The sequence below is a fragment of the Clostridium sp. AF34-10BH genome, from assembly GCF_003478095.1.
Lineage (GTDB): Bacteria > Bacillota > Clostridia > Lachnospirales > Lachnospiraceae > Acetatifactor > Acetatifactor acetigignens.
On sequence record NZ_QUEC01000008.1, the window covers coordinates 59,400 to 81,533 of the forward strand.

Consider the following 22,134-nt stretch of genomic DNA (forward strand, 5'->3'; position numbering starts at 1 on the left):
TCTTACCAAATTTTTCCTGTTCCTAGTTTTCTGCGTTCACGATCCCGTCAGGGCATTTCGGCAGGGACATTCAGATAGACATCTTCCTTCAGATGGAATCCACTGCCTATGATCACATCATTGATATTGGTCTTATCCACGCTGATGGGTTCCAGTCCGATATAGGGCACCTGATAGTTTCCGCTTTCTATCGTCATAGTCTCTTCTGGAAGCTCCTTTCCTTCTGCCAGAAGCACGGCACATTCCGCAGCCTTCTGGGCCAGCTTCTCCACTGGCTTATAAACCGTCATGACCTGTGTTCCTTCTACGATCCGCTGACAGGCTTCCAGATCGGCATCCTGCCCAACGACCATGATGTCTCCCGCCATCCTCTTTTCCTTCAGGGCATGCACCACCTTACTGGCCAGATCATCGTTGCCACACATGATGGCATCCGCTTCCGAGACAACATCCATATGGTCATAGACATAGGCCGCTGCGAGCTCCGCTTTCCATCCGTCCGCATGCATGGAATCCAGGATTGTCACCTGATGATCCTCCATCACCTTCCGGAATCCTTTCTCTACCATAGCCACGTTGCTGTCCACCGCAGAACCTCCCAGCATCAGCACTTTTCCACCAGACAGCCCGTTATCCACCAGTGCTTCTCCCATCATGGTGCCGACGCGCTCGTTGTCGAAAGTGATATACAGATCAATATCCGAATCCATGATCATTCGGTCGTAGGCGATGACTTTAATCCCTGCTTCCTTCGCCTTTTGCACCTGCTCTGCCAGCCCCTCGGAATCAATGCAGATGATGACAATAACGTCCATTCCCTTATCAATGAAATAATTGATCTGTTTCTTCTGCTGTTCCAGATCCCCGTTGGCATTCTGTACATTGACCTCCGCCCCCAGTTCCTTGGCTGTGGATACGAAGATATCCCGGTCTGTCTGCCACCTCTCGATGACAAAAGAATCGAAGCTCATGCCGATCTGGATCTTCCGGTCCTGTGCGGCATCCCCGGACGTTTTACTGCTGTCCAGATTACCGCAGGCGCCGAGTGTCAGCACACAGACAAGCACAACCGCTGCATATTTCCACATTTTTTTCATTTTACACACTGCCCTGTTCATATATTTTTCCCCGATTCTCCTTATAGACCGTCGGAGTGACCCCCACGTTCTTTTTAAAGCTGCGGCTGAAATAATTCGGATCTGAATATCCCGTTCTGACGCAGATCTCCTTCATGGAGCACTCCGTGGTCTCCAACAGTTCCTTTGCCTTATCCATTCGCAGATTCGTCAGATATTCGATGAAATTCTCTCCCGTGGTTTCCTTGAAAAGCTTGCTGAAATAATACGGGCTGATATTGACCTCTCTGGATACATCATCCAGGGAAATGTCTTTGTGGTAATTATTCTTAATGTAATTTTTGGCCATTTCAATGATACTGCCGGACTTCTCTTCTCTCTTGTTCAAAACATTGCGGCAAGACTCTTTTACCTTTTCCAGGAACCAGGTCTTCATGGCCGATGGCTCTGCCATCTCCATGACCTGCGGCAGATAATCCGCCCGGGAGTTCAATTGATAAGTCATACCGCCTTTCTCATAGGCAATGCGTTCCGACCACAGCACAAATTCCAGGATCTTCAGGCGCATGTTCATCAAATCCGATCCGATGTCCGTCATCCAGTCAAAAAATGCCGCTGCCGTTGCCGAAGCATTATCGATGTCTCCGTCCTCAATCTCCGCAAACAGCTTCTTCTCCAGTTTCACCGGATAGTTTCCGGCAAATTCGCAGCGGATCGGCAGATCATCCACATGAGCCACACTGCCCGTGGATGCCACCAGTGCATTCAGCGCCTCGGTATAGGACTCTGATGCCATGAGAAAATCCTTCGGTCCTCCGATGCCGATACGGAAGCTGATATCCGTACGCTTGCGCATGTAGCGCACCAGTTCCCTGGCTTTCTCGATCAGTTCAATACGTTCGTTGTAATCCATTATTTCTTTTTCGTAAGGAACCAGCACCGCCAGCTTATTGGCCATCACCGTTCCCACGATACAGTCAAAGTGTTCCTTCAGACAATCCCTTACCTCCTGATAATGCTTCTGCATCCGGACACTGCTGCCCACTGCGTTCGTCATATGATTGCCCTGCTGCTCGTCACCGCTGACCACCGCGATCATATAAGCATACTGCCGCGTAATCCCCAGAATGGAACGGTAATTCTCGATATCCTCCCTGAAATGCTCCTGCAGGAGAATATTGTGGATCAGTCCACTTTCAATAATGGGAACCACTGTCTCCAGCTTTTCCTTGATCAACAGCTCATTTTTCCGCTTCAGACGCTCGGCATCGATATTTTCCATGGCCTTGCGAAGAGCGTTCACGATCCTGGTCTTCTCCATGGGTTTGGTGATATACTCCATAACTCCCAGCTTGATTGCTTCCTTGGCATAGTCGAATTTATCATAGGCCGACATCACAATAAACACCGTGTGATTATTGGTCCTGCGGATCTCTTTCATGGCATCGATGCCGTTGATCCCCGGCATCTGGATATCCATGACTGCAATGTCCGGTCGAAAGCTCTCCGCCAGTTCGATGACACTCCTTCCGGTTTTGGCATACTGCACTTCACAGATATCCTTAAATTCTTTCTCAATAATGAACTTCAGGGAATCGATCACGATTCCTTCATCATCTGCCAACATGATCTTATACATCTGCTTTTTCTCTCTCCTTTACCGGAAGATACAGGATCACTTCCGTGCCCTGGTTCCTGCCATCACTGCGGATCGTCATGACATCGTCGTTCTGGGTGAACAGCTTCAGTCTTGCTATGACATTTCCCATGGCGATACCGTTGGAACCGGAGCTCTGCCGCTCCTCATGGTAGGTTCCATTCTTCAGCTTCTCTATGATCTCCGCATCCATACCGATGCCGTTGTCCCGGATACTGATGACCAGCGTATCTTTTTCCCCGTGATACACCTTCAGCCAGATCCGTCCTTCTCCACTCATCTCCCGGATACCGTGATTTACACAATTTTCCACAATGGGCTGCAGGATCATGCTGGGCACGGCACAATCCAACAGATCCTCCGAAATCTCCTTTTCATAATGAATATCTCCGGAAAAGCGGACATTCAGGATATAAATATAATGATCGATCAACTCCAGTTCCTCCCGGAGCGTGACGATATCATTGCCCTTTTTCACATTATAGCGGAAGAAATCCGCCACATTCTGTATATAATCATAGGTTCGGTCCGCCCCCTCCATCATCGCCAGCTGAGCTCCGGCATTGAGGGTGTTGAACAGAAAATGGGGATTGATCTGCGCCTGCAGATATTTCAGCTGCGCATCCTTCAGATGGGATTCCATCAGAAGTTCCTTCTCCATCAGTGAACGCTGGATCTCCATACTCTGCCGCAGTCTCTCCAGATATTGTCTGATACTGATAACCATCTGGTTGAACGCTCCGGTTACCACGCCGATCTCATCCTCCGACTGCACCGGCAGAAGTTCCGTATCAAAATTTTCACCCGCCACTTCATTGGCCATTACCGTGAGCCTCTTCAACGGACTGATGATTTCTCCCGTCAGTTTTACCACAATGGCCACGCTGATCACTGCCACGATCGTCAGGGTAATGACACTGAACAGTTCAAAGCTGCGGAATGCCACTGACAGGCGGCTGTAGTTCTCGGAATTACTGCGGAACTGTTCGTTATTCAGACTATATATATAAGTATTTATGTACTCATACATCTGGGTGGCATTTTCATAGCGCACCCTGTATTTTTCCACGTTTCGTCCTCTCTTGGCTTCGATGGTCTGCCCCACCAGATCCAGATACTCCTCAGACATATGCCGGATGCTACGCTCCATCCGTCGAAAGGCGGCTTCCGTCACGTCATCACTCAACCCCTGTACCATCTGGGCATAAATCTGTTCACTGCGATAGAATTCCTCCAGGGAATCACTGGTCTTGGAATCCAGATACTCTGTCATGCTGTCCTGTACTGCCGTCAGGGCATCCGACAGTTCATTCAGCCGCAGATTTCCCTGATAGACCATATCGATTTCAGAGGACATGCTGTTGATGCCAAGGATCAGAATTACCGTCACCGCAAACACCACCAGATTTACCAGAATAAAAATGCTGCTCATCTTCGCCTGAAGAGACAGCTGCCGAAATTTCTTTGTCATACCCCGCCTCACTCTGCCTCTTCCTGTTTGCCTAAATACTCTTCCACGTTGCTCTGATCGATCACGGTAACATCTGCCGTAAAATACTGGCTCGTATAACCGTAATTGTAATATTCCTGCAACGCATCCACACAAAATGCCCCCATCTGTTCCGTGTCAATGGAGATCGTTGCTGTGATGACATTGCGTTCGATGGCCTTTAATATAGTATCCGTGTCATAATATCCGAGAATGGCGATCTCTCCCACACAGTTGTAATCCACCACAGCCTGGTAGACACAGGTCGTACTCAGTTCGTTCAGACAGATGATAATATCCGGAAGAGTCTGGTCCATAAAAATATCCCGGATGGACTCCTCGACGGAGAAGGTATTGGTGTCATCCACCGTGATCAGAGACATCTGGATCTCCGATCCCTGAAGCTTCTCCTGTTCCAGAGCATCCTGAATTCCGGAACACACGATATTCTGGGTAGAATTCAGTGCGTGAGCATTCATCAGTACCGCTACCTTTAACGGATCTTCTGTATCCTCTGCCGCTGCCAGTTTCAGCACCTGTCTTCCATACTCTCTTCCCAGATTATAACTTCCCACACCCACAAAGCTGCATCTGGCACTGTGGGTATTGTCTCCATACAGGGTAACTACCGGAATTCCACGGTCTACCGCCTCATCAATCAGCTCCGACATCTCGTCACTTTCATCGGATTCCACCAGAATACCGTCCACACCGGATGTCATGGCGATCCGCATAAGGTCGGATCTGGAATATTCCTGAGACAAGTGCTCCCCCAGCAGGTCCACATATACATTTTCCGCCTGCCCCCGCTCATAGGCTCCGCGGTATACCGACTGCCAGAAGTCCGGCTTCCGATCCTCCGTGATCATCACATAATACTGGTCATATTTTTCCTTTTCTGTTACTTTATGAAACTCCCGCACATAGGAACGAAAAATAATTGTGCATATCGAAATGACTGCAATGACAAACACCAGAAACCCTATAATGATCCCCTGGCCTCTGTTTCTGCCCATTTTTTCAGCCTTATGACGCATATGTATCTCTCCCAAACCGGAATCCCTGACAGAATTCCGCCCAATCTACTGTTAAAGATACCATATAAAAATGCTATTTTCCACATTCGTGCAAAAAAGTCCAAAAATATACAGATAGTCCACTAAAAAATGCTAGTCCCCGGAACTAAAATACGGAAGGCTTATCGCCAATGTCATTAAGTTAACATTGTACAATAGTTGACTCAAAAGTAAAATGGTAGGAAAGTTTTGTACTTTCCTGCCATTTTGCATTTTTAAGCATGCTAATTAGACAGATTTGCATCTGCCTAAAAAATGATTCCATTTTTGTAAATTTATGCTACTCTATATAGGAAACCATGAAAGACTTTGATCGTAAGATTTCTTTTACGATGTCTATCATTCCTTACAGGAATGATATGTCTTGCTATAATGGTTTCTAAATTGGGTGATGTGGCTTTTCCTCTATAGAATAATCTGCACATGTGAGCTGCAATCGAAAAATTGGCTTTATATGTATATTTTCTTTGCTTCTTTTCAATGACTATGTGCGAGGTAATCATTTCTGCAAAGTTATACATAATTAGATGTGCGTATATTTCTTGATGGATACACATCACCTTTTTGGAATGAAAATCTAACATTCCTACAGTATATTTTAAATCTCTAAAAGATGTTTCAATACCCCATCGTGATGCATACAATTCTCTTAGTTTTTCAGGTGGGTATACATCCTTATCTAAATTTGTAAGTACCGTTTCATAGAGTTCATCCGTCACCTTGAAGCGAACAATTCTGAAATTAAGTTCGTAAAAAACTGCCGGATCATTTTTCTTTGATTTCAGAGGAAGATACTCAAAGAAAGTCGTACTTGGTACGAATTTATAGTAGTTTTTTCTTTTGAATAATTCTTTCGTTTCTTTTGTCTGTTTTCGTGTTAATTGCAAGTTTATTTTTTCGTCAAATTCATCACTATCAGGTAAGTCCAAGCCTTGCTTTATTCCATTTTTCCCATCCTTGATTCGTATTAAAAAATACCATCCTTTTTCTTGGATATGTGCCATGTTGTTATATGACTCATAACCTCTATCAGCAACAACAAGTGCCTTTGAAATATCTGATTTATCAACCATTTCCTGAAGTGCGGAATGTTCATTCCAATTCAAGTGACCTTGAATAACGGCATCTGTATAAATATGATGTTCTAAATCATACAAAGCATTTAAATGTAAGAGATTATACGGTTTTTGTCCATTACTTCCTGGATGATAGGAAGTGGAATCGCCAGGATTCGTAGCTATTTGAACATCTGAGCCATCAACTGCAAGGATACGAAGCGTATCAGATTTTTTAGTAGTGATTTTTGAGGTGAAACTTTCAAAAATAGTTTTAAATGCATCTGGTTTAATTTTACTTCGTTGCTGTACAAAGGCAGATGCTGAAGTCATTTCAGGTGATGAATCAAACATATCGATTAGTTCATTTGTTAAGCTTTTACTTTCCATCCCTATAATGCCTCGTATAACTGTCTCAAATGATAGTTTGCGTTTTCTAACGAAGCACTTACTAGGATTAAGACAGAATTCATCTGCTCTATCTGAAACTTTTTTTATTTCAGATAATAAAATTTGTTTTATCTGTTTGGGTTTCATATGTGACCTCCTTGTAATCAAGATTTACTTAATTACAAGGGCCGCTCTCGCAACTTCTAAATATAATCAGTAGCGAGAGCGGCCACACATTTTTGTGTTTCTGTCAAGTTTTTGATAAAAAAAGACCCCAGTATTATTTTCTAATACTGAGATCTTGATTTGTCATCTTAACTTAATGACATTGAGGGAATCCTCCTCTTTTTTGTTTAGTACAGTTTTGTTGTGGTGACTTAATTTTACATCAAAAAGGAAAGGGATTCCTTATATTTTGAGCATTTTTTGAAAGTTGTTTATGACAATATATGAAAATATGTGTGTCTGTGGATAAAACTACGGAAACTCAAGGTTACAAATGCATTGTATTTTCGGGAAGTATCATGCTATACTAAAGAAGGCAGTATTTTTAAGTCCCAACTACAGAAACGAGGCATTTGCATCATGGAAATCGAGCGAAAATTTACCCTGAAATCTCTACCTGACAATCTGGAAAGTTATCCCTCTCATCACATTGAGCAGGTCTATCTGAATTATAACCCCGTCATCCGCGCCAGAAAACAGGATAATGAGTATTATCTTACCTACAAAGGCAGCGGTATGATGGCAAGAGATGAGAGCAATCTTCCACTGAACGAAGAATCTTATTATCATCTGCGGGAAAAAGTCGACGGCACCGTGATCTCCAAGAGGCGCTACCTGATCCCGCTAGAGCATCCCGGATTCAAGGAAGGCTTCCCCACACCGCCTTCGGACTATTCCCTGACTATCGAGCTGGACGTCTTCGATGCCCCCTTTGCCCCTTTGATCATGGCAGAGGTCGAATTCGGCAGCAAGGAAGCTGCGGAAGCATTCGTTCCTCCCGCATGGTTCGACAAGGACGTGACCTACTGCAAGGAATACCACAATTCTTATCTGGCACTGGAGCTGCATCATGCACCGGAAGCATAATGTTTTTCTAAATCACCACCACCCGTCTAACGGGTGGTTTGCTCTGAGGCTATAAGCCTCTGTTACCGGCCAGCGCCTAAAGACGCTGGCTTTCACTTTTCGTTCAAGCCACTACGCCCTTGACTCGTCGCTGCCCTTCAAAGGGCGCTCGTACTACCGGCTATCCCTTGAAGGGGTCCTCGTACTCCTTCACGCTGAGTTTATCCTGCATGATATCGTACTTCTCCTGGTCTTGTATATACTTTTTTATGGTTGCCTCATTGAGTCCTACCGTACTTACATAGTACCCTTCTGACCAGAAATGTCTATTTCCAAATTTATAATTTAGGTTTGCGTGCTTATCGAAAATCATTAATGCACTTTTCCCTTTTAAGTATCCCATAAATTGTGACACACTATATTTTGGCGGTATGCTTACTAACATATGGACGTGATCGGGCATAAGATGCCCTTCTATAATCTCTACTCCTTTGTATAAACAAAGCTGTTTCAAAATATCTCTTATGCTTTCTTTGTATTGATTATAAATTATTTTTCGTCTATACTTTGGAGTGAAGACGATATGGTACTTACACATCCACTTTGTGTGTGCTAAATCGTTGGTCTTATTGGCCATTTTAATCACCTTTCCTTTCTATAGTAGTGGCTTGGACACCCCTATTATACGTCGGAAAGGTGATTGTGCTATAAGCACTTACTGCACCACCCGCATAGCAGGTGGTTTATTATTTCGGGCATCTCCATTTTTCGGAACACGAAAAACTCCGAAGCCCTCAACAGGCTAAAGCCCATAATTAAAACAGCAGGGAGTCCACATTCATGGATCCCTGCTGTTTTACTGTATATCTTCCAGTCGAAAACCTTCCAATTCGTTATTCAAAAATTGTGATACAAACGTAAGGGCTGCTCCCTCTGCCATCGGATTCACAGAGTCCACATCTACACAAATTTTCTGTGTTTCTTCTGCAAGAACCGGATAAGCATTTACCTTATCTTTCAATTCCTGCAGCCGTGGCTCTAGGTAGGAGGCAAGTTCTCCTCCTATAATGATATCCGCATCATAGCTCAGAAAAATATTTCCCACCGCCTGTGCAAAATGTGTCAGGTACTCATCCCATCGTTTCATGCTTTCCGGGTCTTTTGCATCCAGTTTTTCAAAAAATGTCTGTAGCTTATCTTCTTCATTTCCAATCAGATTGTAAAGCGAACAATACGCTGACCAACAGCCTCTTCCTCCGCAAAAACATTCTTTTCCGTTTGGATCCAGTACAATATGTCCAAATGCTCCCGATTTTCCCGAAAGACCACTGTATATCTTATTGTTCAATATTACTGATCCTGCTACACCATTATTAGTAACAATAATATAAACTGCATCCTGCAGATTATCCGCTCTCCATACTGCTCCAAATCCGGCAGCATTGGCGCCATACTCTATATGGATAGGAAAATCTATATTTTTCTGCACAATATCCAATGCCAGGTTTTTGCGTCCCAAAACAGTTGCCCGGTAAACCATCTTCCCCGAAGGTGAAATTTCTCCGGGAAAAGCGATCCCCACACCCAGAATATTTTTTACATCTTTATTGATTTCCATCGTCTCATGAATTAACTCATTGATCTGTTTCCAATAGGTATCATTGTTTTCAAAGAGAATATGATATACTTTTCTGGCAGTCACACGCCCATGAAGGTCAATCACACAGATGTCTGCATGATGCTTACGTATTTCCACACCAACTGCATGATATGCATCGTAACAAAATTCTATCAAATGTGGCTTGCGTCCCCCGGAAGAAGGCATTTCTTTTCCTTCGCGAACAAGTCCGGCTCCCATAAACAGTTGAACTGCCTGCGTAACTGTAGGTCCACTGAGATGCAGCCTGTTTTTTATGTCCATTTGTGTCAGGTTCTCTTCATTAAATAAAAGTTGTAATACCCGGATCCGATTTGCCGTTCTGACATCAATATTACTCACAATTATCTGATTATCCTGTTTAATATCCATAGTTCCCCCTTTGCTCGCAGACAGTGTCCTCATAAATAATAGTGTAACATATTTTTCTCTTTTGCAAAACGCTTTTTTCAAAGTCAGGTCATCAAAATTAAAAATATTTTGATGACCTGATCTTTTTATCTGTACACCACTGTATAGTTGCGACAGATACCTTTTTTAATTTCCCTGCTTCGATTGCAAAAATACAAAATGTAATCAGCCAACACCATAAATTCATTCAGACAGTAAAAATAAATTGCGTTATCAACAGATACTAATAATTTATTCAGTATGCCAAACACATAAGCAAGTACAATAAAGCTCATAAACAGAAGATTCTTTCCTTTAGTGGACTTACTCTTCCAACTGTTATATAAATTGATGGGCCATGCCAAGCCAAAACATACAATCATTAATACTTCTAAAATTGACATCTTTGCCCCCTATAATTTTGTATCCCACAATCCCGCAAACGGATCCACAGGAGAAATCCCTTTAAATTCACTTCGTCCCATCAGCTTTTCCACCATAGCATATACAGTTGTTGCATTGCAGGTATATGCATTGATATAAGTCCTTACCATCGGTACATCCACCAGGTGATAGGGATTGGAAAAGGACAAAAACAAGGAAGGAAGATCACATACATATTTGGGAGAGCTCTCACCCAAAAAGTCATCCCATGTAATTCTTATGGTGGTCTGGTTGCTTCCTACTTTCATATTCGCAAAATAAATTACCAGATCGGTTTCTTTCTTATAATCTTCCAATGAAAAATCCACATCCGGATATTTACCGTCTTTAAAATAGCTTACTTCAAAGCCTTCTTTCTCCAGCAATTCTTTGAACAGCTCCACTTCCTCCAAAATTCCACTTTCCGGCAGTCTTTCATTTGTAATCTGAATCAATTTAATTTTAGGAGTTTTCCTTGGTGTCAAAGGCAGCAGATTCTCTTTATTTTTGACCAGTGTAATGCTTTGGTCAGCGATTCGTTCTGCCGCTGCCTGATGTTCTCTGCTCTGCAGGCAGGCCAGTGCCTCTCTGCCCGGAACAGGATTCCCCTGGTGTAGTCCTATACTCGCCTTTAGTGCCAATATTCTGGTTACCGCTTCATCCAGGCGCTTATGGCTCAACAGACCTTTTTTCAAACCATCCAGCATATATCCGACATCTTCTTTTTGATTAATTGTGAACAAGAACATGTCCGCGCCGCGCTCAATGCATGCCGGAACCGCAAGATGTCGTGGCATACTACAGGTAAATCCGACCATTTGTGTGGCATCCGTTACAATCAGACCGTTAAATCCCATTTTTTCCCGCAATACGCCTTGCATAAGTTCACTGCTCAGTGATGCTGGCATGATTTCTTCATCGCGGATTTCCGGACGGATTCTTCTGCACAATTCCGGCTGTCTGATATGAGAACACATCACCGTCGGTGCACCGTAATCAATGAGTTCCTGATACAGATGTCCGTAAGTCGCATCCCACTCTTCCACGGACAGACTATTAACGCTGCTCATCAGATGCTGATCTCTGTAATCCACACCATCCCCCGGGAAGTGTTTAATTGTTGAGATAAATTTTCTCTCACGGCACGCGTCTATGTATGCCTTTGCCATTCTCAGAATTCTCTCCGGATCGCTTCCATAGGTACGTACATTTGTAATAGGATTCTCCGGATTTCTGTCGATATCGATGATCGGTTCAAAAGTCCAGTTGACTCCGCATGCGCCGCCTTCCTCACATGCTACCGCCGCAAGGTCATATGCTGCCTGTGCGTCATCCGTTGCTGCACATCCCATGGGACTTGCCACATAGGTACCATTCGTCAGTCCACCGTTACCGCCGGAACCTCCTCTTTCCAGATTGCAGGAAATCAAAAGAGGAATTTTAGCTTTTTTCTGCAGTCTTTCTGAAAAATCATGCATTTTTTCTCCCGGAAACGGTCGATACATCACGCCGCCCGGTTCAATGACCTCAAACAGGTCCTCCGGTTCCCGTCCGGGTCTGTCCCACAAGATTTCACAGAAAAGCTGACCTACTTTTTCCTCATCCGACATGCCTTCCAATGTTTTTTTTACCCACTGACAAGCTTCCTCGTCCAGGAAAAAAGGCTTTTTCTTCAAATCTATCATTTCACTTACTCCTTTTTTCTCATACGGTCAAATACACGCTCTGTGTATACATCCAGAATTACTGCTACCAGTATGATTACTCCTTTAGATACCATCTGCCAGTAGCTGGATACCTTTAACAGATTTAATCCATTACTGATCAGACCGATTACCAGACATCCGAATAATGTTCCGCCTACCGTTCCCGAGCCACCTCCCATAGGAGTGCCTCCGATAACTACCGCTGCAATAATATCCATTACAGTGTCTCCGCCCAAAGTTGTCTGCGCTGATGCAACACGTCCGCAGGATACCATAGCCATGATTGCGATAGTAAATCCAAGTAACGCCGAAACGTATACTCTGGTTCGTTCTACATTGATACCCGATACTCTGGCTGCATCAGGATTTCCTCCTACCGCAATTACATTTCTTCCAAACTGTGTCCTGCTAAAAATAATATGACCTGCTATGATGAATACCAGCATCAGCAATACGGAAAAAGGAATCGGTCCGACATATCCCTGACCCATGAAAAGAATCCCTTCGTTCAATCCACTGATGGGCGAACCGTTTGACAAAAGCATCAATACGCCACGAAAAATCTGCTGCATAGCCAAAGTTACCAGAAATGGCGGTAATCCGAATTTATTTTCGATAATAGCATTTGTAGACGAACAGCATATTGCAATCACAACACAGATGAGCAGCAATAACGGAAACGGCATACCTGTCTGGCTTAACAGACCTCCGATAATTCCAATCATGCACATCATATAACCGGCAGACAAGTCAACACTGTCCGATGCTAACAGGAACGTATATCCCACACCTATAATTCCATTTGCCGCAATCTGTCTGATCAGACTCATTAAATTTCCCTTTGTCAGGAATGTATCTGTTGATAAAGTCAACAGAATGAAAAAAATCATTACCAGCAAAAATGCACGGTTTTGTAAAAAGAAGATTAATAGATTATATTTACCGAATTTTTTGTGATTTTTCTTTTGCATTTCTAGCCCTCCACTTTCTGCGGCTGTACCAGACCAAACATTTCACTCATGATCTGTTCCGCAGTTGCATCGCCTCTATTATGAGCAGCAACAATATGCCCCTCTCTTACTACCATGACTCTATCACTCATTCCCATTACTTCAGGTAAATCACTGGAAATCAGAATGATAGCCATTCCCTGCGCTGCAAGCATATTACAATATTCATAAATTTCACTTTTGGCTCCTACATCCACGCCTCTTGTCGGTTCATCCAGAATTAATATCTTCGGTTTCGTAAGCAACGCCCTGCCTAACATTACCTTCTGCTGATTTCCACCCGACAATGACCAGATAGGAGCCTTGGCTCCGGCTGTCTTCACATGGAGTTTTTTTATCATGTCTTCGGTATCCGTATCTTCTCTTCGGAAACTGATGATTCCCGCCTTGCATATCTTATAAAAATAAGACAACGTCATGTTCAATTGGACATTCATTTTCTTAATAACGCCCTGTCTCAATCGATCTTCTGTCACCATTGCAATGCCATGATTCAGTCCCTGTCGCGGAGTTTTATTTACAACTTTCTCACCGTCCACCAGGATCTCGCCCTCATCCGCAGGCGTGATTCCATAAATTCCCTGCATAATTTCTGTTCTTCCGGCTCCTACAAGCCCGGCAAATCCAAGTACTTCTCCGGCTCTCACTTCAAAATTAATATTTTCAAATATATTTTTTTTGCTAAGATTTCTTACTTCCAGAAGGATCTTTCCAGGATTCTGTTCCCTCTTCGGATATAAATTTTCTACCTTTCTCCCTGCGATTCCGTCAATCAGATCATCCATCGTCATTTCTTTTACCTGATGCAGACCGACCATATGACCGTCACGGAAAATTGTCACTCTATCCGCAAGATCAAATACCTCTTCCAATTTATGACTGATAAATAATACCGAGACCCCTTCTTGTGTAAGTCTTCGGATAATTTTATACAGCACTTTGACTTCCTTGTCTGACAAAGCACTGGTAGGTTCATCCATTATAACGATCTGGGAACCATAGGAAATAGCTCTCGCTATTTCTACCATCTGCATCTGTGCAGTACTCAGATTTTTAACACTTTCCTTTGGATTCAGATCAATCCCATAATCATCAAACAACTTCTGTGTACGTTCTTCACACAGTTGTGGCATATAAATGCCACAACGTGAGAATTGATTACAACGTCCTATCCATACATTATCTGCCACAGTCATGCTGGGCACCAGGCACAATTCCTGATGAATCATAGAGATTCCCTTCTGAAGTGCATCACTGGGATTTTTAGGTTCATATGTTTTCCCATTTAACAGCATAGTTCCTTCATCGGGTGCAAAACTCCCCAGCAATATGTTCATCATAGTTGACTTTCCAGCTCCGTTTTCTCCTGCCAGGGCCAACACTTCACCCTTTTCCAGGTCAAAATTGACACGTGTCAATGCATGCGTCGAATAAAAACTTTTACTGACATCCTTCACTTCCAGTACTTTCATCCCATACGCCTCCCGAATAAAATAATTACTATTCTGCCGGGGTCATTCCATTTGCCAGCATTACCTCTTCATAAGTGTCAGGAGTCACAATCTGATAATATCCTTCTACCTGGTTCTTCTTATCTACTTCTTTTCCTTCGATTGCTGATTCCACATAGTCTGCACTGGATACAGCAAGCTGTCTCATTGCCATCAATACGGTTGCATCCAGTTCGCCGGATTTAAGATAAGACTGACCTGTTGTTGAACAGTCAATGGAGACAATAATGTAATCATCGGTTGATGCTCCCTTTGCTTTAATCGCATTGATGATACCTGCTGCCTGTTCATCAGACTGTGTCACAAAACAATTGATTTCCGGATAAGTTGTCAGCATATCTGTTGTAATATCATATGCTTTCTGTGTATCAAATTCTGCATACTGGCTTGCTACCAGATGTACTCTGTCCGCGTATTCACCCTTCAGGCAATTTTCTTCAAATCCTTCATATCTCTGTTCAACAGAAGAAGAACCGGACTGTCCATACAAAAATGCAATCTGCAGTTCCAAAGCATCATCTTCTTTCAACAGATTATTCAGATATTCTGCCTGTACTTTTCCCGCTTCATGATGATCGCCTGCTACATATGTATAATAACTGTCTTCACCGGCGTTGATTGCTCGTCCTGCAATAATTACGGGCACTCCTGCGGCTCCCAATTCTTCAATCGCTGCTGCGGAGCCTTCGGTGTCGCATCCCATAATCACCACAGCGTCACAGCCCATATTCATCAAAGACTCCATATTATTTAATTCTGTGGATACATCACCGTTTGCATTCTGCAAAACCGGGGTCCATCCTCTCTCCAGGGCAACATTTTCAAAATAATCTGCCATCTGCTTCATTGTAGAATCCATAGAGTTTAAAGAATAACCTACCAGATATCCTTCTGCGTTTGTTTCCTTTTCCTCTCCGGATACAGAATTTTCCTGATTCTGCGTACTTTCTGATACATTTCCGGAATTTCCGTTTCCACAGGCAACTAACCCCATTGTCATAGCCCCAACAACCGCAACTGCCATTACCTTCTTTAAAAAAGCTTTTTTCATTTCTTTTCTCCTTTCGTGAGTACCTTCTCTGCAAATATACTTTTGTTAAACTTCTTTGCAAAAGTAAGTATATATCTTTTCTTTTATATTGTCAATATACTTTTGCAAAACATTTTTATTTAAGTCTTTATAATTATTAAAAGCTTGGGAATATTTTTTGAATTTCTCTTCTGCTGCAGACACATCTGCTTCTTCAAATATTTCTGATGATGTCTTTCTGTTTTTATCCATTTCCGCAATTGCCATAATGACATAGCGGTCCTTCTCACTCCATTGTTTTAATAATTTACTGTTATACCATGATGCCAGTTTCTCGGTTTTTTCTTCATCAGAAACCGCATCTGCCATTAGTATTTCTTTTACCAACAGAAACTGATACAGTTTTTCCGTCATTGGAATCCTGTCTGTCATGTACGTCATCAGCATTTTTTCATCTGCTGTTTTCTGTTCTTCCCCATAAGGAAACATTTTCTGAAAATACTTTTTCCGGTTTGCTTCCTTATCGTCTTTGGATTCAAACTGAAACCATTGCTCTATCCCTGCCATACCATAACCTCCTGTTTATTTTACGATGTTTTTCAAATCGCCAAATGTGTTTAAAGCCCAGGTGACATTTTTGTCTTTTGCGGCATCTCCCAGTCCTGCGCTGTCAAATCCTCCCGCTGAAGCTGCACTTATTCCGGCACATGCATCCTCCACCACCAGACATTCCGACACTGCAAGACCTATTTTTCCGGCAGCTTTTAAAAACACTTCCGGATCCGGTTTGGAATGTGTAATTTCATTTCCATCACACACTGCATCGAAATAATTACCCAGACCTATCTTATCCAATATTTTTCTTGTGTTTTTACTGGATGATCCAATTGCCAGAAGACATCCTCTGTTTCGCAGTTGTTCCAACGTTGATCGAACATCCTCTTCCAAATCTCCGGGAGACATCCGGTCTAATAATTTTATATAAATAGCATTCTTTTTTTCTGCCATTTTCTTTTTTTCTTCCGGAGAAAAAACTTTTCCTGCATGCTCCAGTATAATTTCCAGGCTTTCCTCTCTGGATACTCCACGCAATCTATTGCTGACAGCAGGATCAAAATATATTCCAAACTCTTCTGCCATTTCTCTCCATGCCCGTTCATGATATTGATCCGTACAGCATATCACACCATCCAAGTCAAAAATAATTCCTCTATATTTTTTCATTGTTATATTCATTCCTTTCTTTTACATTGTTCTATCCTATCTAAATCTAAGAATACCATATCGCAATATCTTTTGCAATTTACTTTTGTTAATATATTTTGCTTAAGTGTGTAAATAAAAACTCCCGGTATCTCTACCAGAAGTTTTTTAATCAAGGGCTACAGCCTTGCATATAATTTTGCCATTTTATAAATCTTCTTCGCCAGCTTCGGATCCAGTGCATCCTTATCCATTCGCCATTTCCAGTTGCATCCTAACGTGGAGGGAATATTGATCCTGGCACTGCCATCCAACTCCAGATAATCCTGCATGGGGATGATGGCGGTATCCGCACAGCTGGACAATGCCGCCCGGATGATCTCGAAGCAGAGCTTTTTATCATTTTTATGTCCCAAATACTTCTTCGCGAACTTCTTATCCTTCTCCGGCATGTTCTGTATAAATCCTACCGTAGTATCGTTATCGTGGGTTCCGGTATAAACTACACAGTTTTTATCATAGTTGTGAGGCAGATATTCACTGTCATTTCCCGCATCAAAAGCAAACTGTAAGATCTTCATTCCCGGGTAGCCTGTCTTCTTCACCAGGCGGATCACGCTGGGGGTCAGAAATCCCAGATCTTCCGCGATCACTTTCTTCCTGCCCAGTTTCTTCTTCATGACATCGAACAGTTCGTAACCGGGACCCTTTTCCCAATGGCCGTTCTCCGCCGTCGGATCTCCGTAAGGAACGAACCAGTATTCATCAAATCCCCGAAAATGATCGATACGAAGCACATCGTACAGCTGATAGCAATAAGCGATCCGCTGCATCCACCATTCGTAACCGGTCTTCTTATGATACTTCCAGTCGTAGAGCGGATTGCCCCATAGCTGTCCGGTCTCGGAGAAACAATCGGGTGGACATCCCGCCACTCCGATGGGCCGGCCTTCCTTATCCAGTTGGAACAGCTTCGGGTTTGCCCAGGTATCGGCACTGTCAAATGCCACATAGATGGGAATATCCCCTACGATCTCAATGCCTTTCTTATTGGCATAGGCTTTCAGTTCTTTACACTGTTTTGCAAACAGGTACTGTTGGAAGCAATAAAATGCGATTTCTTCCGCCAGCTTCTTACGGTATTTGCGAAGTGCCGCTGCTTTTCTGAGACGGATGTCCTCGTCCCATTCCATAAAGCAGACACCGCCAAAAGCATTTTTCACCGCCATATACAGAGCGTAGTCATCCAGCCAGTACGCATTTTCCGTAAGAAATTTCTGATAGTCTCCGGTCTCTGTAAGGCCCTGTTCCCTGGCATTGTCAAACGCAATTTTCAGGACTTTAAAACGGGACAGATAAATCTTCTCATAGTCCACATAATGCTCATTGTCTCCGAAATCATAGCTGTCACAGATCTCTTTTGTCAGATAGCTGTCTTCGATCAGAAGCTCCAGGTCAATATAGTAGGGGTTCCCCGCAAAGGTGGAAAAGGACTGGTACGGAGAATCGCCGTAGCCGGTAGGGCCTAACGGCAGGATCTGCCAGAGATGGTTGCCTGATTTTTCCAGGAAGTCCACAAAACGGTAACTTTCCTTACCGAAAGTTCCGATACCATATGCCGAAGGAATACTGGATATCGGCAGCAGAATTCCCTGTTTTCTTACATTTTTCTTCATAGCTTTTGTATTCCTTTATATTTCTGTGCTTTCGTACATTACTTATCCGATGCTCTCTGATTAAAAAAATAACTATTCAGTCCTTGTCATGAGCTCTGAATAGTTATTTCGAGTGGAAGCAAGGGGGCTCGAACCCCTGACCTTTCGCGTGTGAGGCGAACGCTCATCCCGGCTGAGCTATGCTTCCATAATTACGCAATGCGGATAACAGGACTTGAACCTGCACGTCTGTTGACAATAGAACCTAAATCTATCGCGTCTGCCACTTCCGCCATATCCGCTTACTAACTGCCATATCTGACGATTAGCTTAAAACCTTGACAAACGGGAATGCTCTCTGCCAAAGGACCTTGAATAATTATACTCTTCCTTCCTTTTGCTTGTCAAGCATCCCCGCCGCATCTGTTTCTATTTTATTCTGTAATCTCTCTTGTCGTTACCGGTTCTCCAATGTGGCATATGATCTTTTTATAGATCCTTACGAGGAAATAGGTACTTAAGAGCAGGCTGGCCAGTTCCGCGATGGGAAAGGCCCACCAGATCAATGTCACTTCACCGCTTAAGGACAAAAGCTTTGCCACCGGAAGCAGCACGCACATCTGTCTGGCCACGGACACGATCATACTGTAGACGCCGTTACCCAGTGCCTGGAATACGCTTCCCACCACGATACAGAAGCCAGCAAACACAAAGCTTAGGGAAATGATCTCCAGCGCCGGAACACCGATGGCGATCAGGCTTTCCTCCGCATCAAACATACGCATGAGCTGTGCCGGGAAGATGTGCATTACAATCAGTCCCACGCACATGATACCCACACCGTAAGCCACACTATGCTTAATCGTCCTAATAACCCGGTCCTTATGCCTTGCGCCATAATTGTAGGCAATGATAGGCACCATGCCGTTATTCAGTCCAAACACCGGCATAAACACAAAGCTCTGCAGCTTAAAGTAAATGCCGAACACTGTCTGGGCGGAACCGAATGCCGCCAGGATCAGGTTCATTCCATAGGTCATCAGGGAACCGATAGCCTGTACCACGATGGAAGGGGCTCCCACCTTATAAATCTGTCCGATCAGATGACCGTTGGGATGGAATCCTTTCATGGAAATATCCAGTTCCTTATTGAATTTCAGATTAAACCATAATGCCATGGATGCGGCAACGATCTGTCCAAACACGGTAGCCACTGCAGCACCGGCAATTCCCATGCGGGGCATACCGAAATACCCAAAGATCAGGATCGGATCCAGAATGATATTGATGATCGCGCCGGTTGACTGGGTAATCATCGTATATATGGTCTTACCGGTAGCCTGTAACAGCCTCTCAAAAGTCGTCTGCAGAAAAATACCCATTCCCGCCACACAACAGATCGTCAGATAGGTCACACCGTATTCCCGCACCTCCATAACTTCCGTCTGGCTGGAAAAAAACGGTCTGCTGATCAGTGCACCGATCACCGCAAAGCCTATATAGCTGGCAATTGCGATAAAAATACCGTTTCTGGCAATAATATTGGCTTTCTCAAAATCCTTTTCTCCCAGGGTTCTGGACAAGAAGGCATTGATACCTACCGCTGTTCCCACCGCCACAGCGATCATCAGACTCTGGATGGGGAATGCCAGAGATACAGCACGTAGGGCATATTCGTTGATCCTGGACACGAAAATACTGTCCACAATATTGTACAGTGCCTGTACCAGCATGGAGATCATCATGGGCAGTGACATGGAGATCAGTAATTTGTCTATGGGCATGACACCCATCTTGTTTTCTTTCGTCTGCATAGTATTTCCTTTCTTCTATAAAATGGAATAAAAAAAGCCCCGAAAGGGGTTTTCAAAATGTGAGGATGCTGTATAAAAGAAACAAGTGAGGCATGAGGGATCTCGACCAGGGGGTTCGAATCCCCAAATCAGGATATCACAACACCTAGTGAGGCATGGGGGATTCGAACCCCCGACAACTTGATTAAAAGTCAAGTGCTCTACCGACTGAGCTAATACCCCATAATAAAACAGGGCTAGCTGGATTCGAACCAGCGAATGCAGCAGTCAAAGTGCTGTGCCTTACCGCTTGGCGATAGCCCTATAAATATGACACCAAGCGTGCCATTACGACACTTCACTCATAATAAAGGTGGATAAAGGGATTCGAACCCTTGGCCTCCAGAGCCACAATCTGGCGCGCTAACCAACTGCGCTATACCCACCATGCGAGACAGTGATGACCAAAAGTCTTCCTTATCTCAAATGTGCTCGAAGGGATTCGAACCCCCGACCCACGGCTTAGAAGGCCGTTGCTCTATCCAGCTGAGCTACGAACACATATCTGTCTGTTAGCTACATCAGCGAACCGACGAAGCATATTGTAACTTATCCGACATCATTTGTCAACAGTTTTGTACTAATTTTTTGAAAAATAAATACAAAATCCAAGTTACACGTCGGGGTGACAGGATTCGAACCTGCGACCCCCTGGTCCCAAACCAGGTGCTCTAGCCAAGCTGAGCCACACCCCGAAGCTGCGTTATCGCGGATTTCCGCAACGCAGATGTTATTATAACCCAGAGATTTTCTATCTGTCAAGAGAGAAGTTTGAAGCATCACTGGCGAAGATAAGCAATCGTAAAATGCACCTTTCCCCTTCTGTCAATCTCCATGATCGCATAGGAAGGCTGGCGTCCCTCCTGTCTCGGATAGGACAGACTTCCCGGGTTCACGGCAATGATGTCATCATCAATATCGATCACCGGCCGATGGGTATGTCCGTACAGCACAATATCAACGCCCCGGTCAATGGCCTCTTTTTTGATGGTCTCATTTCCCATGGATACATAATAATTGTGTCCGTGGGTCACCCATACTTTGTAGGATCCGATATCCAGTGTGATCTCTCTGGGGAGATCCGAGAAAAAGTCATTGTTGCCCAGGACGATATAAACCGGGCATTCTGCCGCAGAAGAAAGTGCATACTCACTGCCCTCCGCATCTCCGCAGTGGATCACCATGTCCGGGTGGTGCATCTCCAGTACTTTGAAGTAATTCTCATTCTTTTTATGGGTATCACTTACGATCAGTATCTTCATATTTCTTCAGTTCCTCTTTCATCAGCTCCAATGCCTTACCTCTGTGACTGACCTGGTTCTTCTCTTCTTCTGTCAACTCCGCCGTAGTCTTGCCGAATTCCGGTACGTAAAAAATAGGATCGTAACCGAATCCGTTGGTCCCCTTCTCTTCATATCCGATCCGCCCTTCGATGGTAGCTCTTGTGGTAAGTTCTCTGCCGTCCGGGAGCACTGCTGCAATGGCACAGACGAATCTGGCAGTACGCTTTTCCTCCGGCATTCCTTCCAGTCTCTGGATCAGATTTGCATTTTTTATGGAATACGGTGTATCCTCTCCCAGATATCTGGCAGAATAGATTCCCGGTTCCTTATTCAGGGCATCGATCTCCAGTCCGGAGTCATCCGCCATCACGATATCTTTCGTAAAAGCAGCCACCGCACGGGCCTTGATCAGTGCATTCTCTTCGTAGGTCTTACCGTTTTCTTCAATATCTGCTTTAATGCCCGCATCTTTCATGGATACGACTTCCAGACCGGTATCCTCCATGATCATGCGGATTTCTTTGATTTTTCCGGCATTGCCGGTCGCGAATACGATTCTTCCCTGCATATTAACTCCTTGCCGCATTTGTGTTCTTATA

The 22,134-nt window shown here is 43.9% G+C and carries 18 protein-coding genes and 7 tRNA genes; 1 reads left to right on the forward strand and 24 read right to left on the reverse strand.

Annotated elements, in window-relative coordinates:
* Positions 1 to 47: 47 nt before the first annotated feature.
* The 5 genes from DWZ61_RS07655 to DWZ61_RS07675 form a co-directional block, all read right to left on the reverse strand.
* Complete coding sequence (locus DWZ61_RS07655; protein ID WP_243026373.1) at positions 48 to 1,097, reverse strand: substrate-binding domain-containing protein; 1,050 nt, start codon at positions 1,095 to 1,097, stop codon at positions 48 to 50.
* A gap of 1 nt (position 1,098) precedes the next feature.
* Positions 1,099 to 2,715 carry a response regulator gene (locus DWZ61_RS07660; RefSeq protein ID WP_118537953.1) on the reverse strand — a complete coding sequence of 539 codons (1,617 nt, stop codon included), beginning with the start codon at positions 2,713 to 2,715 and terminating at the stop codon, positions 1,099 to 1,101.
* The gene (locus tag DWZ61_RS07665; RefSeq protein ID WP_243026374.1) at positions 2,708 to 4,204 is read right to left on the reverse strand and encodes a histidine kinase; all 1,497 of its coding nucleotides are present in this window, start codon (positions 4,202 to 4,204) and stop codon (positions 2,708 to 2,710) included. Before DWZ61_RS07665 ends, DWZ61_RS07660 begins: the two co-directional genes overlap by 8 nt.
* 8 nt (positions 4,205 to 4,212) lie before the next feature.
* Positions 4,213 to 5,238 (reverse strand): substrate-binding domain-containing protein, encoded by a 1,026-nt coding sequence (locus tag DWZ61_RS07670; RefSeq protein ID WP_182427029.1) that lies wholly within the window; start codon positions 5,236 to 5,238, stop codon positions 4,213 to 4,215.
* Positions 5,239 to 5,573: 335 nt separating this feature from the next.
* A complete protein-coding gene (locus DWZ61_RS07675) occupies positions 5,574 to 6,890 on the reverse strand; it encodes an IS4 family transposase (protein WP_118537955.1) in 1,317 nt (438 codons plus the stop codon).
* Between the two features lie 438 nt (positions 6,891 to 7,328).
* Here DWZ61_RS07675 and DWZ61_RS07680 point away from each other — a divergent pair, with 438 nt between their 5' ends.
* Complete coding sequence (locus DWZ61_RS07680; protein WP_118537956.1) at positions 7,329 to 7,835, forward strand: CYTH domain-containing protein; 507 nt, start codon at positions 7,329 to 7,331, stop codon at positions 7,833 to 7,835.
* A gap of 160 nt (positions 7,836 to 7,995) precedes the next feature.
* On the opposite strand, the gene tnpA is transcribed toward DWZ61_RS07680, so the two are convergent.
* From tnpA to DWZ61_RS07780, 19 genes are all read right to left on the reverse strand, one after another.
* Complete coding sequence (gene tnpA, locus DWZ61_RS07685; RefSeq protein WP_118537957.1) at positions 7,996 to 8,451, reverse strand: IS200/IS605 family transposase; 456 nt, start codon at positions 8,449 to 8,451, stop codon at positions 7,996 to 7,998.
* Between the two features lie 219 nt (positions 8,452 to 8,670).
* Positions 8,671 to 9,843, reverse strand: a complete 1,173-nt coding sequence (locus DWZ61_RS07690; RefSeq protein WP_182427030.1) for an ROK family transcriptional regulator — start codon at positions 9,841 to 9,843, stop codon at positions 8,671 to 8,673.
* Between the two features lie 431 nt (positions 9,844 to 10,274).
* Positions 10,275 to 11,969 carry a glycoside hydrolase family 3 N-terminal domain-containing protein gene (locus DWZ61_RS07700; protein ID WP_118537960.1) on the reverse strand — a complete coding sequence of 565 codons (1,695 nt, stop codon included), beginning with the start codon at positions 11,967 to 11,969 and terminating at the stop codon, positions 10,275 to 10,277.
* Positions 11,970 to 11,974: 5 nt separating this feature from the next.
* The gene (locus tag DWZ61_RS07705; protein WP_227063530.1) at positions 11,975 to 12,820 is read right to left on the reverse strand and encodes an ABC transporter permease; all 846 of its coding nucleotides are present in this window, start codon (positions 12,818 to 12,820) and stop codon (positions 11,975 to 11,977) included.
* Positions 12,821 to 12,963: 143 nt separating this feature from the next.
* A complete protein-coding gene (locus DWZ61_RS07710) occupies positions 12,964 to 14,472 on the reverse strand; it encodes a sugar ABC transporter ATP-binding protein (protein ID WP_118537962.1) in 1,509 nt (502 codons plus the stop codon).
* A gap of 28 nt (positions 14,473 to 14,500) precedes the next feature.
* Positions 14,501 to 15,562 carry a sugar ABC transporter substrate-binding protein gene (locus tag DWZ61_RS07715; protein WP_118537963.1) on the reverse strand — a complete coding sequence of 354 codons (1,062 nt, stop codon included), beginning with the start codon at positions 15,560 to 15,562 and terminating at the stop codon, positions 14,501 to 14,503.
* Between the two features lie 45 nt (positions 15,563 to 15,607).
* Positions 15,608 to 16,108: a hypothetical protein gene (locus tag DWZ61_RS07720; RefSeq protein WP_118537964.1), complete on the reverse strand. Its 501-nt coding sequence runs from the start codon at positions 16,106 to 16,108 to the stop codon at positions 15,608 to 15,610.
* Between the two features lie 15 nt (positions 16,109 to 16,123).
* On the reverse strand, positions 16,124 to 16,765 hold the full coding sequence (gene pgmB / locus DWZ61_RS07725; RefSeq protein ID WP_118537965.1) for a beta-phosphoglucomutase: 642 nt from the start codon (positions 16,763 to 16,765) through the stop codon (positions 16,124 to 16,126).
* A gap of 158 nt (positions 16,766 to 16,923) precedes the next feature.
* Positions 16,924 to 18,420 (reverse strand): 4-alpha-glucanotransferase, encoded by a 1,497-nt coding sequence (malQ, locus tag DWZ61_RS07730; protein WP_118537966.1) that lies wholly within the window; start codon positions 18,418 to 18,420, stop codon positions 16,924 to 16,926.
* Positions 18,421 to 18,533: 113 nt separating this feature from the next.
* Positions 18,534 to 18,607: transfer RNA gene (locus tag DWZ61_RS07735), tRNA-Val, on the reverse strand.
* Between the two features lie 12 nt (positions 18,608 to 18,619).
* Positions 18,620 to 18,701: transfer RNA gene (locus DWZ61_RS07740), tRNA-Leu, on the reverse strand.
* Positions 18,702 to 18,833: 132 nt separating this feature from the next.
* Positions 18,834 to 20,213, reverse strand: coding sequence for an MATE family efflux transporter (locus tag DWZ61_RS07745; RefSeq protein WP_118537967.1), 1,380 nt, complete (start codon positions 20,211 to 20,213; stop codon positions 18,834 to 18,836).
* Positions 20,214 to 20,362: 149 nt separating this feature from the next.
* Positions 20,363 to 20,435 (reverse strand) — tRNA-Lys (locus tag DWZ61_RS07750).
* A gap of 9 nt (positions 20,436 to 20,444) precedes the next feature.
* A tRNA-Gln gene (locus tag DWZ61_RS07755) sits at positions 20,445 to 20,516 on the reverse strand.
* A gap of 48 nt (positions 20,517 to 20,564) precedes the next feature.
* Positions 20,565 to 20,638, reverse strand: a tRNA-His gene (locus DWZ61_RS07760).
* Positions 20,639 to 20,679: 41 nt separating this feature from the next.
* A tRNA-Arg gene (locus DWZ61_RS07765) sits at positions 20,680 to 20,753 on the reverse strand.
* Positions 20,754 to 20,872: 119 nt separating this feature from the next.
* Positions 20,873 to 20,947: transfer RNA gene (locus DWZ61_RS07770), tRNA-Pro, on the reverse strand.
* A gap of 84 nt (positions 20,948 to 21,031) precedes the next feature.
* Positions 21,032 to 21,514 carry a metallophosphoesterase gene (locus DWZ61_RS07775; protein WP_022312032.1) on the reverse strand — a complete coding sequence of 161 codons (483 nt, stop codon included), beginning with the start codon at positions 21,512 to 21,514 and terminating at the stop codon, positions 21,032 to 21,034.
* The gene (locus DWZ61_RS07780; protein ID WP_118537968.1) at positions 21,492 to 22,103 is read right to left on the reverse strand and encodes an XTP/dITP diphosphatase; all 612 of its coding nucleotides are present in this window, start codon (positions 22,101 to 22,103) and stop codon (positions 21,492 to 21,494) included. The genes DWZ61_RS07775 and DWZ61_RS07780 overlap by 23 nt, the downstream gene beginning before the upstream one ends.
* Between the last annotated feature and the right edge of the window lie 31 nt (positions 22,104 to 22,134).